The organism is Glaciimonas sp. CA11.2, from assembly GCF_034314045.1.
In the GTDB taxonomy this organism is placed as follows: Bacteria; Pseudomonadota; Gammaproteobacteria; order Burkholderiales; family Burkholderiaceae_D; genus Glaciimonas.
In genome coordinates this window covers 1,201,990-1,217,454 of the sequence record NZ_JAVIWL010000001.1, presented here as the reverse complement: position 1 = coordinate 1,217,454, position 15,465 = coordinate 1,201,990, and the positions used below count along the sequence as shown (strand labels likewise).

The window sequence follows — 15,465 nt, the reverse complement described above, 5'->3', positions numbered from 1 at the left end:
ACCGGTTGGCGTCATTATGCTGATTGTGGCGTTACCTTTGCTATGTTTTGATTCAAGCATCCCAGTCATGACTTTGCTGATTATTTTTGCGTATTCCGAGTGACGTAAAGCATTTTGAATTGGTGTAACCAGTCGTTGTAGTAAATTTCTTTTGAATTGTTGGCTATCACATGCCCAGTAATCGGTCACATACTGCGGTCACATACTGTAAACTTATACGATGCAAACTTATCTATTTATTCTCACAGCTTTGTTATATCTTGGCTGCGCCATATTGCCGTCGAAGCAGCGAAAAACCATTTCGGTTGTCGCTGCGGTCGGCTGGCTGTTACATGGCGGCGTGTTGTGGGCCGACGTGGTCGGGCCAGAGGAAGTACGCGTAGGTTTTTCGATGATGTTATCGGCGACACTATGGGTTTCAGTCGCCGCTTATTGGCTTGAAAATCGTAACTATACTCTCGATGGATTGCGCGTTCTGGTGTTGCCAACGGCGGCCGTTGCAGTCATCTTGCCAGCGTTGTTTCCGGGGAATATGGTGTCGTTGAGTGGTAAATCACCGATATTTTTATGGCACATCGTCATTTCTATCCTAGCTTATAGTACGTTGACGATAGCGGCGTTTCATGCGGTACTCATGGTGTTACAAGAATCTCGACTCCATACGCGGCCCGGCAACGCCAATGCCAGTTGGTTCGGCGCGGCGCTGGATCGATTGCCTGCATTACTGACCATGGAAAAATTGCTGTTTCGATTGATCGCTTTCGGGTTCGCTTTATTGACGTTGACGGTGTTGTCCGGCGTTGTGTTCTCTGAGGAGTTATTTGGGACCGCGTTTAGATGGGACCACAAGACCATTTTTACGCTGCTGTCGTGGGCGCTGTTCGGCTTATTATTGGCCGGACGTAAATGGCAGGGTTGGCGCGGACGTACGGCGCTCAGTTTTACGTTGATCGGGTTTGCTATTTTGCTGCTGGCTTATGTCGGTAGTCGTTTTGTATTGGAAGTTGTATTGCATCGGGTCCTGGTATGAAATATGTGATTTGGTTAGTTATCGCGCTGGCGGTTATCGTCTGGTTTCAGCGCGTCAAAAAAAATATCATTAATAAGAGCGGTGCTGCGCCAGATGGTGCCAGCGGTGCAGGTCCTAGAGACGGGCGCCCGTCATCGTTATCGGGCGCGTCGTCACCTGTGGAAGAAATGGTGGCCTGTGCACATTGCGGGTTGCATTTTCCTGCATCTGAAGCGGTGACTGATTATGCCGGTACTATTTATTGCGGTGAGGACCATCGGCGCTTACACGCGCAATGACCAGCATAATGATCCTGCGCAGTGATAATCTGGTCGTATAAGTCTTTGATTGGTGCTTTGTAATGCGTGTTTTGTACTAAGCGCTTTGAATATAGTCTGAGTTAGCCCGAGTTAACGTGCATGATCAAATCCGCAATGTCCTTTCACCTGCCCAAAACGATGTCGGCCTTCTTTACCGATGGCGACAAACCAATGACGTTTTGGCGCACCCTGCAAACGTTTAACATCACCCGTATTGTTGTCGCGCTGGTACTGCTCGTGTATCTCAGCGCGAATGTAAAAAATGCTCTGCAATTTTCGGAGTTTTTTAACTATCCGCAAACTTGCTCGCTCTATTTACTTTGCGCGATCATCTTCACTTTGTTGGCAGCGTATTGCCAACGGCAATACCGGTTGCAAATTGTCGTGCAAATTTTGGTCGACATAGGAGCAATTTCGATTCTCTATATCGGTGCTGGTGGCGCTAAAAGTGGATTAGCTGTTCTTTTTTTGTTTCCATTAGCTGGTGGTGCTATTTTGGCGTCGTTGCCTTTGGCGATGCTATTCGTATCCATCGTGACCTTGATTTTATTGGGTGAGAGTGGATATCAGATTTTACAAGAAGCTTCAGAGGCGACAACAGTAAAAGCAGGATTGTCGGGCGCCGCGTTCTTTTTTTCGGTGTTTGTGATCAATCGCCTGGCGAATCGCTTGATCCGCCAGGAGGACCTGGCAAATCAGCGTGGGAAAGATTTGCGTGTACAACTTGCTATCAACCGTATGGCCGTTGCCGATATGGGGGATGGTTTGTTGGTGGTTGGGCCAGACGGCACTATTTTGATGGCAAATCCGATGGCTGGGCGTATGCTTGCACTATCGATACTGGACGATGGTCCCAGGCATAAACTGAGCGACTTTCCCGCCTTGACGCCGATTGCTGAGGCTTTTTTTGTCTGGACTGCGACGGTTAACCAATATCCTAGCGCAGCTGCGCAAGCCGCATCACAAGCTACTCCGTACTTTGCACAGTCAATTTCTGATGCGACGTCCAGTGATTCTCCCTTTTTGGTCACCATTAAACATACTGATGACCGAAGACCCAGCGCCGTGTTGATGGGGGCGAGGGGGCACGAGCTGGCAGTGCATTTCAAGTTACGCTTTGCGGCAGTTAAAACCGAGGATTTGAGTGAATATGTCGCTGTGATTTTTTTGCAAGATGTGAGTGAAATCGAAAATCAGGCACAGCAACTGAAGTTGGCATCAATGGGGCGATTGACCGCGAGTATTGCCCATGAGGTACGAAATCCACTTTCATCAATATCCTATGCGGCTACGCTTTTGATCGAAGATGCGACTAATCCGACACATGTACGTTTGCTCAATATTATTGAGGATAACGTGGCGCGGCTGAACCGCATGATAGAAGATATCTTGTCGCTTTCGCGCAAGGTACAACGACAAACCGCGCCGATCCTTTTGTGTCCACTGGTGTTCGATATAGCCGAAGAATTTCAGCAAATGAATGTTATCAAGAAAGGCATATTGCAGTTGATGATTTCGACGACCGATAAATACGCCGTGTGGTTTGATCCTTTGCATCTGCGCGAGGTTCTGGTAAATTTATTGTCGAATGCGCTGCGTTATGCAAGCGGCGGTCCAAACAGTATACGACTTCAGGTCATGACGAACGCCGCAGGTGGTCTAGAGTTACATGTACAGGATGATGGTAATGCGATTATGCCGGCGGTTCGCTCGCATTTATTTGAGCCGTTTTACACGACTTCTAATAAAGGAACCGGTTTAGGGCTATTTTTGGCGCGCGAGTTGTGTTTGAATAACGGCGCTATGCTGGATTATGAATATAGGCACGAGGTGCATGAAGACCTTACCGGGCGATTTGTGATCGCATTTGCGGTGCGTGGACCAATTTAATTTTATTTGAGCGGGAAAATTGTTGCTATGACTTCACCCCGTATTTTAGTTGTCGATGACGAAGCACATTTGCGCGAATTGCTGGAAATCGCGTTGGTCAAAATGGGTTTGGACGTCGATAGTGCCGATTCACTGGCAGAGGCGCGACGTTTCCTGCTGCTACGTGACTATGCACTCGTGCTGACTGATATGCGGCTTCTTGATGGTCTTGGCATTGAATTGGTGCACGAGATTGTCGCCAGTGGCAAGATGACACCGGTCGCCGTCATTACTGCGTTCGGCAGTGCGGACAACGCGGTAATGGCATTGAAGGCGGGGGCATTCGATTATTTGTCGAAGCCGGTTGCACTTGATCAATTACGTTTGATGGTGCAATCGGCGCTACGCGTCCATTTGCCAGAGCGCAACGGCGTGCCTCCTGCTGGCATATTGCCACGCAATGGACTGAGTAATAACAAGTCCGGCGCACCGGCCTTGCGTCTGATCGGAGTATCGGCGGCAATGCAGGATTTGCGTACGCAAATTGCGAGGTTGGCGCGAAGCATGGCACCGATTGCGATTAGCGGCGAATCCGGTAGTGGAAAAGAGTTGGCAGCGCGCGATTTACACGCACTCAGTCCACGCGCTGATAAACCGTTTATTGCTGTCAACTGTGGCGCAATTCCAGAGAATTTGATGGAAGCGGAATTTTTTGGCTATCGAAAAGGTGCGTTCACTGGTGCAGCGGATGATCGGGACGGTTTTTTTCAAGCGGCAAATGGCGGTACGCTATTGCTTGATGAGGTGGCTGATCTTCCACTGGCGATGCAAGTAAAATTATTGCGTGCAATTCAGGAACGGCGGGTGCGCAAAGTCGGTGCAACCACGGAAGAAGTGGTCGATGTACGTTTGGTGAGTGCGACTCACCAAAATTTGGCGGAGTGTGTGGAAAAGGGTAAGTTTCGGCAGGATTTGTATTACCGTTTAAATGTCATCGAGTTACATCTGCCACCTCTGCGGGAACGCGTCGATGATATTGGCTTGTTGGCGGAAGTCATTTTGACGCGTCTTGCATTTCCAGATCAGCACCAGTCGCCAATATCGCTCAGTCCGGCTGCCTTGCAGGCCCTGCGTGGGTATACTTTCCCCGGCAACGTACGTGAACTGGAAAACATTCTTGAGCGCGCATTAGCGTTTGCGAACGATGGCCAGATCGAAGTTTCCGATCTGGCATTAAGAGCGCCCGGATATCGGCAGACGGAAGCAGCCAGAGCGATTGAATTACGAGAGCCTATCGGTCCTGAAGAGTCTGCGGCAACAGTCGCGGCCATTATGGCGATGGGTGGACAGTTCGTTATAGAGCCGGATGATACGAAGGTCAGCTTGCCGCCATCGCTGCCGATGCATCTGGACGATGTGGAGCGCAATATAATACGGCAAGCCTTAGGTCGAACGCAATTCAACCGTACCAAAGCAGCTGAGTTGTTAGGGATCAGCTTTCGCCAATTGCGATATCGCATGCAGCGGCTATCAATTCATGAGCAGGAATGACGAGTATTCGTGATGACGGATAAATTATCCATGGCGGCCGTAGCGGCAAATGTTGCTGGAATCGGGCCACAATCGCAATCGCCGATTTTTCACATCGGTGAGGACGGCTGGTGCAATATCAGTGGAGAAGGTATTGGCATGCCCGCCGTTCAGCATCTGCGTTCGCCCAATTGCGATGCACGGCCCTCGGATGGTGGGATTGAGTTGTTGGTCATTCATAATATTAGTTTGCCGCCAGGACAATTCGGTGGTCCTTTTATTGCAGACCTGTTTTGTAACCAGTTGGACTACGATGCTGATCCCTACTTTGCGCAATTGCGACCGTTAAGGGTATCGGCGCATTTCCTGATTCGCCGCGATGGTGATGTTGTGCAATTCGTATCGACTAATGAAAGGGCATGGCACGCCGGTGCATCTTCGTTTGGCGAGCGAGAGCGTTGTAATGATTTTTCGATCGGAATCGAGCTCGAGGGAACCGATTTTGAGCCTTTTTCCTCGCGGCAATACCTTGCTTTATGCGCAATCACCGATGCATTGATGTCTCGACACGACTTGCTGGCGGTACGTGGGCACAGCCATATTGCACCCGGCAGGAAAACTGATCCAGGTCCATTTTTTGACTGGCATCAATACCAGCAAGGCTTGGCAGGCTATCGACCGCAAGTGCTCACCAACCCCACATTGCGCTTCCCTGTTGGAAGCTAGGAAAGTCAACAGATTTTGGCTTTTGTTCTAAAAAAAGATTCTACAAATGCGCACGTATAAGCATTGCATCTACGCAGTTCAGGTACTACAATTAGTGCATACACCGATAAAAAAGACTATATATAGTGTTTTGTGGTGAAAGGTGTGATTTCTTCATTTTGCTGTTTCAGGTGTCTTATCTACATCACTAAGAGTGTTTTGGTACTCATGTTGGATGGGCCCGTTGCAGCGCCCCTCGTTTAAAATTGATGATGTTTGACCGTAGTGTCAAATAGGATTTTGCGTTTACGTACGGTTTTAACAGCCTGCAAAAGGCATGAGGAATCGTGTATTGGTAGACGCAATGCAATCAGTTGAAGTGATTTAATTGCAGTGCATAAGTTATTACGACGTAGGCGTGGTGGTATGTCAGTGGATCCTGAAAGTTTCAGTGATTCTCAATAATAGTTAACAACAACAGACGCGATGAGCGCGTTTGTCAACTCAGCTCGGGAGGCTCAGTGCAATCTACTCAAGAAATTTCTATCAAATCTTCCTCAGACTTCGGCGGCGCATCGTCCCAATCTGGCAAAGCTTCCGCTCCCGCGAATGCGCCGGTCAGTTTTGGTGATTACCGAATCATCCGCCGTAACGGCGCAGTGGTCGGATTTGAACCGTCCAAGATTTCAATCGCTGTGACCAAAGCTTTTCTAGCGGTCAACGGCGGTCAAGGTGCTGCTTCCGCACGTGTGCGCGAGTTAGTCGAGCAGTTGACCCTGAACGTTGTCAACGCATTGGTGCGTCGTCAACCAACCGGCGGCACTTTTCACATTGAAGATATTCAAGACCAGGTCGAATTGTCCCTGATGCGCTCGGGCGAGCATGACGTGGCACGCGCTTACGTGCTGTATCGCGCCAAGCGTATGGAAGAACGTGCGCAACTGATTACCACTAACGCTGCTGCGACATCGGCCGACATATATGTAACGGAAGATGGACAACGTCGCGTTCTGGACATGAATCAAGTGCGTGATTTGATTTCGGCGGCTTGTATCGGTTTGGAAAAGCATGTTGATGCCGAAGCGATTCTGTCTGAGGCAGTCAAAAACCTGTACGACGGTGTGCCGGTTGAAGAGTTGCACAAGTCAGCCATTTTGGCAGCGCGTGCTTTGATGGAAAAAGATCCTGCTTATAGTACGGTGACAGCACGTTTGCTGATGCATACGATTCGCAAGGAAGTCTTCGGAAAAGAAGTGACGCAAGCCGATGCGCCAGCGGAATACCTTGAATATTTTCCAAAGTATATTAAAAAGGGTATTGAGGCAGATCTATTGGATAGCAAGCTGGCCCAGTTCGATTTGAAAAAACTGGCCGATGCATTGCAACCAGAACGTGATCTGCAATTTGCCTATATCGGTCTGCAAACTTTATATGACCGCTATTTCCTACATATTCAGGATGTGCGTATCGAAATGCCGCAAGCGTTTTATATGCGCGTCGCGATGGGCTTGTCGCTGAACGAAGTTAACCGCGAAGAGCGGGCGATTGAGTTCTACAATTTGCTGTCTAGTTTCGATTTCATGAGCTCCACGCCAACCCTGTTTAATTCAGGGACATTGCGTTCACAACTGTCATCGTGCTATCTCACCACAGTGTCGGATGACCTTGAAGGTATTTACGACGCTATTAAAGAGAACGCTTTGCTGGCGAAATACGCTGGCGGGCTAGGTAACGACTGGACGCCTGTGCGTTCGCTTGGTGCGCACATTAAGGGCACCAACGGCAAATCACAAGGCGTGGTGCCGTTCCTGAAAGTGGTTAACGACACAGCTGTTGCAGTCAATCAAGGCGGCAAGCGCAAGGGCGCAGTGTGCGCTTATCTGGAAACCTGGCACATGGACATCGAGGAATTCCTCGACCTGCGTAAAAATACTGGCGATGATCGTCGCCGTACGCATGATATGAATACCGCCAACTGGATTCCTGACCTGTTTATGAAGCGCGTGATGGAAAAGGGCGAGTGGACTTTGTTCTCGCCTAGCGATGCGCCGGATTTGCATGACAAAGTCGGTAAAGCGTTTGAGACGGCCTACATCGGGTACGAAGCCAAAGCCGCACGCGGTGAACTGCGCACGACTAAGAAGCTGCATGCGCTGGATCTGTGGCGCAAGATGTTGTCAATGCTGTTTGAAACCGGTCACCCATGGATTACTTTTAAAGATCCTTGCAATATCCGTTCGCCACAGCAACACGTCGGTATGGTGCACAGCTCTAATTTGTGTACAGAAATCACGTTGAACACGAACGAGTCAGAAATCGCGGTATGTAATTTGGGCTCGGTCAATCTGCCAGCGCACATGAAAGACGGCAAGCTGGATCCGGTCAAGCTGCAGAAAACCATTACTACGGCGATGCGGATGTTGGATAACGTCATTGATATTAACTATTACGCAGTTAAAAAGGCACGTGATTCCAATTTGCGTCATCGGCCGGTCGGTCTGGGCATTATGGGTTTCCAGGATTGCCTGCACATGATGCGGATTCCTTATGCGTCCCAGGAAGCGGTTGAGTTTGCCGATCGTTCGATGGAAGTGGTGTGTTACAACGCGTATTACGCATCGACTGAGTTAGCAGAAGAGCGTGGTCGTTACAGTTCATTCCGCGGTTCTTTGTGGGATCGTGGCATTTTGCCGCAAGATTCCCTGAAGCTGTTGGCAGAAGAGCGTGGCGGTTATCTTGAGACGGACATGTCGGAATCACTCGACTGGACTTCTTTGCGCGCTCGCATCAAAGAGTTTGGTATGCGCAACTCGAACTGCGTAGCGATCGCGCCGACCGCCACCATCTCAAACATTATTGGTGTATCGGCTTGTATTGAGCCGACCTATCAAAATCTGTATGTGAAATCGAACCTGTCCGGCGAATTTACGGAAATCAATTCTTATTTAGTGCGTGATCTGAAAGCGCGTGGTCTGTGGGATGAAGTCATGATCTCGGACCTCAAGTATTTTGATGGCAGTCTGGCCAAAATTGATCGCATACCGCAAGATTTGCGCGCTATTTATGCGACCGCTTTCGAAGTCGAGCCGTCATGGTTGGTCGAAGCTGCCTCGCGTCGTCAAAAATGGATCGATCAAGCCCAGTCATTAAATATCTACATGGCCGGCGCATCGGGTAAAAAACTCGATGAGACTTACAAATTGGCATGGTTGCGTGGACTAAAAACCACTTACTATCTGCGCACAATCGGCGCTACGCACACTGAAAAATCAACGACCAAAACTGGTGCGTTGAATGCGGTGTCGGTGGACGGCGCTGTTAGCGGCGGTGCAATGGCAAATTATGCGGCAAAGCCAGTGGTGTCGGATGAGTTGGAATTGGATGGTCCGGCGTGCACCATGCGTCCAGGTGATGCAGGTTTCGAAGAGTGCGAAGCTTGCCAGTAAATGCAGTACAACGGCACGTTCCGGCCAGTCCGGAATGTGCCGATAACATTGTTTAAGACACGAACTGTTGCGCTGGCTGAACTAAAGTCGCGCATACCAATCAAAAGATAAAGTGAAGGAAGAAATATGCTCTCTTGGGATGAACAATCAAGTTCAACACCCGACTCGCGTGTAATGCCACCTGTGATGCCGACAGAGGCTGCCGTGGATACGACACATCGCGTCAATGCTGCTGATAAGCGCATTATCAATGGTCATACAGACGTCAATCAATTGGTGCCTTTTAAATATAAATGGGCATGGGACAAGTATCTGGCCGGTTGTGCTAATCACTGGATGCCGCAAGAAATCAATATGCAGCGCGATATCGAACTGTGGAAAAGTCCAAATGGGTTGACTGATGACGAGCGTCGTCTGGTAAAACGCAATCTGGGTTTCTTCGTCACTGCTGATTCACTGGCTGCCAACAACATCGTACTTGGCACTTATCGCCACATCACTGCACCAGAATGTCGTCAGTATTTGTTGCGTCAGGCGTTTGAAGAGGCTATTCACACCCACGCATATCAATATATTGTCGAGTCGCTGGGTTTGGACGAAGCTGAAATTTTTAACGCGTATCATGAAGTCAAATCGATTCGTGACAAAGATGAGTTTCTGATTCCGTTCATCAACACGTTGACCGATCCTGAATTCAAGACCGGCACAACGGAGAACGACCAGAAATTATTGCGTTCGCTGATCGTGTTTGCCTGCATCATGGAAGGCCTTTTCTTCTATGTCGGCTTTACTCAGATCCTGGCGCTTGGTCGTCAAAATAAGATGATGGGTGCGGCAGAACAGTACCAATATATTTTGCGCGATGAATCAATGCACTGTAACTTCGGCATCGATTTAATCAACACAATCAAGATGGAAAATCCGCATTTGTGGACCTCCGAATTTCGTGATGAAATTAAATCGTTGTTTTTAAGCGCAGTAGAGTTGGAATATCGTTACGCAGAGGATACAATGCCGCGTGGAGTGCTCGGTTTGAATGCGCCAATGTTTAAAGGTTATTTGCGGTTTATCGCAAATCGCCGCGCGCAGCAAATCGGACTGGACCCAATGTTCCCTCAGGAAGAAAATCCCTTCCCCTGGATGAGCGAGATGATCGATCTGAAAAAAGAGCGCAACTTTTTTGAGACACGTGTCATTGAGTATCAAACCGGCGGTGCACTGAACTGGGAATAACGGTACCAGAATCTCCGACAAGAATATGAGGTGGACGGAAAGATGCAGCGAGTAGTTTAAAAAAACGCTGCATAACCAAAGGTAGCAATTCAATTTAATGAACAGTCAAAGACCGCAAAGATCTTATCTGTCGTCGCCGCTCATCCCGACTAAATCGGGCATGGCGGCTTTTTCTTTGGAAAATCCGAACACCTTTTGTAACTGAATAAACTTCTTTTGGAACCGCAGCAAGTTAATGAAGATAATCTGCACCGGGCAACGTGGTATTGCGAGGCGGAGTAGGTTCCGGAAGAGGTTTAATTAAAGAATTCCGACGTTGGCGTAATAGCTGGCGTTTTTTTGGCTAGGTTCGCAGCCGCAAGGCGTTGCGAATAACGTGACTCTTCCAGGTCGGCGATCGTGGAAGATATCCCTGGCCAATAATGGCTGAAGTGCTGCATCAATGAGGGGATGGAGCAGTTCAGCTGGTGCCGAATTCATTAGCGCAAGCAGAGAGTTGATTGCGCCGATGAATAATCCGCCGGACCATCGCGATGGGCCGTCGGGTTTCCAACTTGGAGCTTGATTTTTTCCATCACGTGAAGGAGAAACAAAATGGCAACAGCAACAAAGAAATCCGCAGCGAAAAAACCCGCTGTGAAGAAAGCCGCTCCGGCAAAAAAGCCAGTAGCAGCTAAAAAACCAGTGGCTAAAGCAGCAGCGAAACCTGTAGCAAAAGCAGCGGCCAAAAAGCCAGTAGCAAAAGCAGCAGCGAAACCTGTAGCAAAAGCAGCGGCCAAAAAGCCAGCAGCGAAACCTGTAGCAAAAGCAGTGGCCAAAAAGCCAGTAGCAAAAGCAGCAGCGAAACCTGTAGCAAAAGCAGCGGCCAAAAAGCCAGTAGCAAAAGCAGCAGCGAAACCTGCTGCAAAAGCAGCGGCCAAAAAGCCAGTGGCAAAAGCAGCAGCGAAACCTGCAGCAAAAAAGCCAGTAGCAAAAGCAGCAGCCAAACCTGCGGCAAAAAAGCCGGTAGCTAAAGCAGCAGCAAAACCTGCTGCCAAAAAGCCGGTAGCTAAAGCAGCAGCAAAACCTGCTGCCAAAAAGCCAGTAGCTAAAGCAGCAGCGAAACCTGCAGCAAAAAAGCCGGTAGCTAAAGCAGCAGCAAAACCTGCTGCCAAAAAGCCGGTAGCTAAAGCAGCAGCGAAACCTGTCGCTAAAGCGGTAGCAAAGCCAGCAGCTAAAGCAGCGGCGAAACCTGCAGCTAAAGCAGCGGCGAAACCTGCAGCTAAAGCAGCGGCGAAACCTGCAGCTAAAGCAGCAGCTAAAGCAGCAGCAAAAAAGCCAGCGGCAAAAAAAGTAGCGGCAAAACCGGCAGCAGCAGCTGATTCAGCAGTAAAAACTATACTGAATCCGGCAGCAGCATGGCCTTTCCCTACTGGTACGCGTCCGTAATTGTTCGCGTGTCGGAAGAGAGCCTAGTTAGTTTCAGGCGTACTACCCGCTGTATGGCCTTGTGCTATCAGCGGGTTTTTTGTTTTTTCATCGGATTGTGCTGCTACCACTCTGAAGAAAAAAGTAAGAAGTAGGTAGTCCGTATGGCAATAGCATTTTCAAATACGTCATCTTAGGTCATGATGCTTCTCTAGCGTGATTGTGTGCCATCGTTTAAAGTGGCTATAGTGTATTGAAATGTCACGCTTCATCCGAAAAGAGAGAAAAACATCGTGCTGCAGAATATTTTTTCATTGATCATCGAGACTGCCGGGAGTGTTTTAGGTGGCGTGCTGTTATTACGTTTCTGGATTCAGGCCGTCCGCGTGCGTCCACCCCAACAGGTGGCCCATTTCATATTTACCATTTCAGACTGGATGGTGCGCCCACTGCGCAAAGTGCTGCCTGGTTTCAGTGGTTATGACTGGGCGAGTCTGATTGGTGCGCTAGTGGTCGCACTTGTTTGTGTAGCATTGCAACTTGCAGTTGCTTCAGTTTTGAGTGCTCCGGTGGTATTGGTTTTGGCGGCGTTGCTGTTTCTACAATGGGTTTTTTATGGCCTGATAGGGTTGTTAATTATCGAAGCCATTTTTAGCTGGGTAAATCCGCAGGCACCATTGGCGCCCTTCGTGCGGGCACTGAATGCCCCGCTGCTGGATCCTGTGCGTCGGATTATCCCTTTATTAGGGAATGTCGACTTATCGCCTCTGGTGGCGCTTATTCTATTGCGGATAGTCCACCAACTGTTGATCGCGTTGATTCAATCTCTTTAATTAATTCGTAGTAAGGCAAGGAGTGGACAAAGAAGGAGAGTTCGCGCAGGCGAAAAATGCCGCTGTTGTGCTGCCTGGATTGCTCTTGATTGGTCTATGTTCGGGGTGGAAACGATATTTTTTGGTGCTCGGTGATGCCTGGCATTATTATCGATTCTGGAGGAGTGCGCTGGCGCTAAACCATATCGCAAGCTCACTACTTTGCGTCTATGCCACGTGACCCGACATTTTGCTGTATTGCTTGAGCAGAGATGCGCATAACATTGTGTAGCGCCAACGGTGCGTATTTGCCGATAGCAAATATTTCCGTTGGCTCAATGCTAATTGAACGCTAACTGCGTGTTAATGAAATATTAATTAACTCAGCTTCCGATCTGGGTTTGCAGATAATTCTGGATACCGACTTTGTCGATAAGGTCGATTTGGGTTTCGAGCCAGTCGATGTGTTCTTCGGTGTCATCCAGAATGTCTTTAAACAATTCGCGTGAGATGTAATCACCCGCAGCCTCAGACGCAGCAATGCCTTCTTTGACGGTGTGTTGCGCAGCTTTCTCTAACTTCAAATCGCATGCCAGCATCTCGGGCGTATTCTCGCCGATCATCAGTTTGTGTAATGCTTGCAGATTAGGCAGTCCATCCAGCATCAGGATACGATCGATCAGGCGATCAGCATGCTTCATTTCGCCGATCGACTCTTCGTATTCTTTCTTGCCCAGTTTTTCCAGGCCCCAGTGTTTGTACATCCGGGCATGCAGAAAATACTGATTAACTGCGCTGAGTTCGTTGGTCAACTGTGCGTTGAGCAGTTTAATGATGTTTTTGTCGCCTTGCATAATTGCCTCTCTAAAAATAATATCGGCGAACGAAGGTGATATGACGTGGGGAAATATAACCAGCACCGCCCGAAAAGAGCAATGATAGCTTAGCCACTCAGCTTTTTCACCATACATTAGCAGGAATCATTCGCACTCTTGTTCAAGCCTTTTAATCCAGGATTAAAATTGTCTTAAGCTTGGCAAGGGTAAACTCGGCGGCAGTTGTTTTAAAGAGAGTTGCGGAATAAATCGACGTAGGTGCGTGCTTGAATCAAAGTACTGAATAGCACGCAGATACATAAAGCCTCTAAAGCAACACTCCCTTTTCGCGTTGTGCGGGAATGAGTTATCCGCTTTGCCTATGCGCGCTAACGATCTAGATAAGGCGCCAAAATTTGCTCAAGCCACTCGATGAAGATGCGCACCCGACGCGACAGGTTCTGTCGGTGCGCTACCACGATTGACACCGACAATGGTTCCGGACGCAAATCTGGGAGGACTTCGATTAGCTCGCCACTAAGGAGGAAGGCCGAGAGGCTTGAGAGCCCGGCCTGTATGAGCCCAAGCCCAGCCAATCCCGCGCCATGATACGTCTGCACGTTGTTGACACTGAGCGAACCGGGAAGCGCAAGCATTGCATAGCTGTCGCCGTCTGGATATTCCCAGCCGAGTGGCCGACTCCCCAATGTTGGCGTGTAGTGAACCATGCGATGGTCCTGAGCCAGCAGATCTTCCAGCGTGCGAGGTATGCCATGCCGCTTGAGGTAGGCCGGACTTGCCGCATTGACCATCCGCAAGGCTCCAAGCCTCCGCGCAACGAGCGTCTCGTCAACGATTTCGCCGACGCGGAGCACGCAATCCATTCCTTCCTGAATCAGATCAACGCGCCGGTCAGTGCTTGATATTTCTAGCTCGACTTCCGGGTAGGCGTCCATGAACGTTGGCAACGCAGGCAAGATGGTGGAGCGAGCGAATTCGGTCGGCATGTCGACCCGTAGACGACCGCGTAGAGGCGCCTCGCCTCCAGCAAACATCGAGTTCAGATCCTCGGCATCTGTAAGCAGGGCGCGCGCGCGTAGATAGAAGCTTCTTCCGTCCTCCGTCAACTGTACCGTTCGGGTTGAGCGGTGGAGCAAGCGAACACCCATCTGTGCTTCCATTTTGCGAACAACATTCGACGCTCTGCCCTTTTGAATGCCGAGGCTCTCCGCTGCGTGAGTGAAACTGCCCATTTCTGCTATGCGAACAAAGATCGCCAGTGCGTCGAGATTTTGCATTGTTCTTTATCTGGGTAACAATGAGTTTTGATTGGAGTACTTTATAGCAAACGTCGCGCGGCGCATAGTTAACGCTTGTGGAGCCAGAAGGGCTGGTCCCACGCACTTTGGAGGCCACAATGCGCTACAACCAACTGGGTAACACAGGACTTTTCGTATCAGAACTTTGCCTCGGCACGATGACCTTCGGCCCTTCAGGGCAGGAAGGCCTTTATCACGATATTGCGGGAATGGATCAGGCAACAGCCGATAGTATCGTGAAATGCTGCCTTGCTGCAGGTGTGAATTTCTTTGACACCGCCGATGTTTACACCCACGGCCATTCTGAACGCATGCTGGGTCAGGCGCTAAAAAACCTGGGCGTACCGCGTAAGGATGTCGTCATTGCGACCAAAGTATTTAATCCATCCGGCAGCGGACCGAATGACCGGGGCTCCTCTCGTGGACACATCATGGATTCGGTTGAGGCGAGTTTAGAGCGCCTCCAGACCAATTATCTCGACCTTTACCAAGTTCATGCCAACGATCCGGTGACGCCCATAGAGGAAACTCTTCGCGCGTTCGATGACCTTATCTCGCGCGGACTTGTGCGCTATATCGGCGTTTCAAACTGGTCGGCATGGCGCATTGCCAAGGCTCAAGGCATTGCTGAACGCTGCGGTTTTTCTCGCTTTCAAACAGTCCAAGCTTATTACTCCATCGCGGGCCGCGACCTTGAGCGGGAAATAGCGCCGATGTTGACGGAAGAAAAGATGGGTTTGATGGTTTGGTCACCGCTTGCAGGTGGGTTGCTGTCCGGAAAGTTTGGTCCGGGCTCGGCAAGCGAAGGGCGGCGTGCGACCTTCGATTTTCCACCTGTTGACAAAGATAAAGCCTGGTCCTGCGTGGCGGCGATGCGCCCCATCGCAGAGAACCACGGCACCAGCGTGGCGAGCGTCGCGCTTGCTTACGTGGGTATTCTGGCCGATCGTGACCACCGATTCTGGTCTATCGTGACCGACCATTCTGGCGCATCGTGACC

12 protein-coding genes are annotated in these 15,465 nt (G+C 49.7%); 10 read left to right on the top strand and 2 right to left on the bottom strand.

Going from position 1 to position 15,465, the window contains the following annotated elements; all coding sequences use genetic code 11:
• The first annotated feature begins 220 nt into the window (after positions 1-220).
• The 9 genes from RGU75_RS05210 (at position 221) to RGU75_RS05170 (ending at position 12,352) form a co-directional block, all read left to right on the top strand.
• The gene (locus RGU75_RS05210) at positions 221-1,030 is read left to right on the top strand and encodes a cytochrome C assembly family protein (protein WP_322233633.1); all 810 of its coding nucleotides are present in this window, start codon (positions 221-223) and stop codon (positions 1,028-1,030) included.
• Complete coding sequence (locus tag RGU75_RS05205; protein ID WP_322233631.1) at positions 1,027-1,308, top strand: PP0621 family protein; 282 nt, start codon at positions 1,027-1,029, stop codon at positions 1,306-1,308. Before RGU75_RS05210 ends, RGU75_RS05205 begins: the two co-directional genes overlap by 4 nt.
• 120 nt (positions 1,309-1,428) lie before the next feature.
• Entirely contained in the window at positions 1,429-3,219 is a 1,791-nt protein-coding gene (locus tag RGU75_RS05200; RefSeq protein WP_322233629.1) for a sensor histidine kinase, read from the top strand.
• A gap of 27 nt (positions 3,220-3,246) precedes the next feature.
• Positions 3,247-4,749 carry a sigma-54 dependent transcriptional regulator gene (locus RGU75_RS05195; protein WP_322233627.1) on the top strand — a complete coding sequence of 501 codons (1,503 nt, stop codon included), beginning with the start codon at positions 3,247-3,249 and terminating at the stop codon, positions 4,747-4,749.
• A 138-nt stretch (positions 4,750-4,887) separates the two neighbouring features.
• Positions 4,888-5,454: a 1,6-anhydro-N-acetylmuramyl-L-alanine amidase AmpD gene (gene ampD / locus RGU75_RS05190; protein WP_322240262.1), complete on the top strand. Its 567-nt coding sequence runs from the start codon at positions 4,888-4,890 to the stop codon at positions 5,452-5,454.
• A 500-nt stretch (positions 5,455-5,954) separates the two neighbouring features.
• Positions 5,955-8,879, top strand: coding sequence for a ribonucleoside-diphosphate reductase subunit alpha (locus RGU75_RS05185; RefSeq protein ID WP_322233625.1), 2,925 nt, complete (start codon positions 5,955-5,957; stop codon positions 8,877-8,879).
• A 126-nt stretch (positions 8,880-9,005) separates the two neighbouring features.
• A complete protein-coding gene (locus RGU75_RS05180; RefSeq protein ID WP_416186786.1) occupies positions 9,006-10,112 on the top strand; it encodes a ribonucleotide-diphosphate reductase subunit beta in 1,107 nt (368 codons plus the stop codon).
• 594 nt (positions 10,113-10,706) lie between these two features.
• Positions 10,707-11,540 (top strand): histone, encoded by an 834-nt coding sequence (locus tag RGU75_RS05175; protein ID WP_322233623.1) that lies wholly within the window; start codon positions 10,707-10,709, stop codon positions 11,538-11,540.
• A 272-nt stretch (positions 11,541-11,812) separates the two neighbouring features.
• Entirely contained in the window at positions 11,813-12,352 is a 540-nt protein-coding gene (locus RGU75_RS05170; RefSeq protein ID WP_322233621.1) for a YggT family protein, read from the top strand.
• Between the two features lie 362 nt (positions 12,353-12,714).
• Here RGU75_RS05170 and bfr read toward each other — a convergent pair whose 3' ends face one another.
• Both bfr and RGU75_RS05160 read right to left on the bottom strand, forming a co-directional pair.
• Complete coding sequence (gene bfr / locus RGU75_RS05165) at positions 12,715-13,185, bottom strand: bacterioferritin (protein WP_322240257.1); 471 nt, start codon at positions 13,183-13,185, stop codon at positions 12,715-12,717.
• A gap of 350 nt (positions 13,186-13,535) precedes the next feature.
• Positions 13,536-14,444, bottom strand: a complete 909-nt coding sequence (locus tag RGU75_RS05160; RefSeq protein ID WP_322233619.1) for a LysR family transcriptional regulator — start codon at positions 14,442-14,444, stop codon at positions 13,536-13,538.
• A 119-nt stretch (positions 14,445-14,563) separates the two neighbouring features.
• Here RGU75_RS05160 and RGU75_RS05155 point away from each other — a divergent pair, with 119 nt between their 5' ends.
• Complete coding sequence (locus RGU75_RS05155; protein WP_322233617.1) at positions 14,564-15,463, top strand: aldo/keto reductase; 900 nt, start codon at positions 14,564-14,566, stop codon at positions 15,461-15,463.
• Positions 15,464-15,465: the final 2 nt, after the last annotated feature.

What these genes read in the sequence shown, in the direction of transcription:
- RGU75_RS05210 (WP_322233633.1), top strand. Translation starts at nt 221, where the DNA reads ATGCAAACTTATCTATTTATTCTCACAGCTTTGTTATATCTTGGCTGC.
- RGU75_RS05205 (WP_322233631.1), top strand. Translation starts at nt 1,027, where the DNA reads ATGAAATATGTGATTTGGTTAGTTATCGCGCTGGCGGTTATCGTCTGG.
- RGU75_RS05200 (WP_322233629.1), top strand. Translation starts at nt 1,429, where the DNA reads ATGATCAAATCCGCAATGTCCTTTCACCTGCCCAAAACGATGTCGGCC.
- RGU75_RS05195 (WP_322233627.1), top strand. Translation starts at nt 3,247, where the DNA reads ATGACTTCACCCCGTATTTTAGTTGTCGATGACGAAGCACATTTGCGC.
- ampD (WP_322240262.1), top strand. Translation starts at nt 4,888, where the DNA reads ATGCCCGCCGTTCAGCATCTGCGTTCGCCCAATTGCGATGCACGGCCC.
- RGU75_RS05180 (WP_416186786.1), top strand. Translation starts at nt 9,006, where the DNA reads ATGCTCTCTTGGGATGAACAATCAAGTTCAACACCCGACTCGCGTGTA.
- RGU75_RS05175 (WP_322233623.1), top strand. Translation starts at nt 10,707, where the DNA reads ATGGCAACAGCAACAAAGAAATCCGCAGCGAAAAAACCCGCTGTGAAG.
- bfr (WP_322240257.1), bottom strand. Translation starts at nt 13,185, where the DNA reads ATGCAAGGCGACAAAAACATCATTAAACTGCTCAACGCACAGTTGACC.
- RGU75_RS05160 (WP_322233619.1), bottom strand. Translation starts at nt 14,444, where the DNA reads ATGCAAAATCTCGACGCACTGGCGATCTTTGTTCGCATAGCAGAAATG.
- RGU75_RS05155 (WP_322233617.1), top strand. Translation starts at nt 14,564, where the DNA reads ATGCGCTACAACCAACTGGGTAACACAGGACTTTTCGTATCAGAACTT.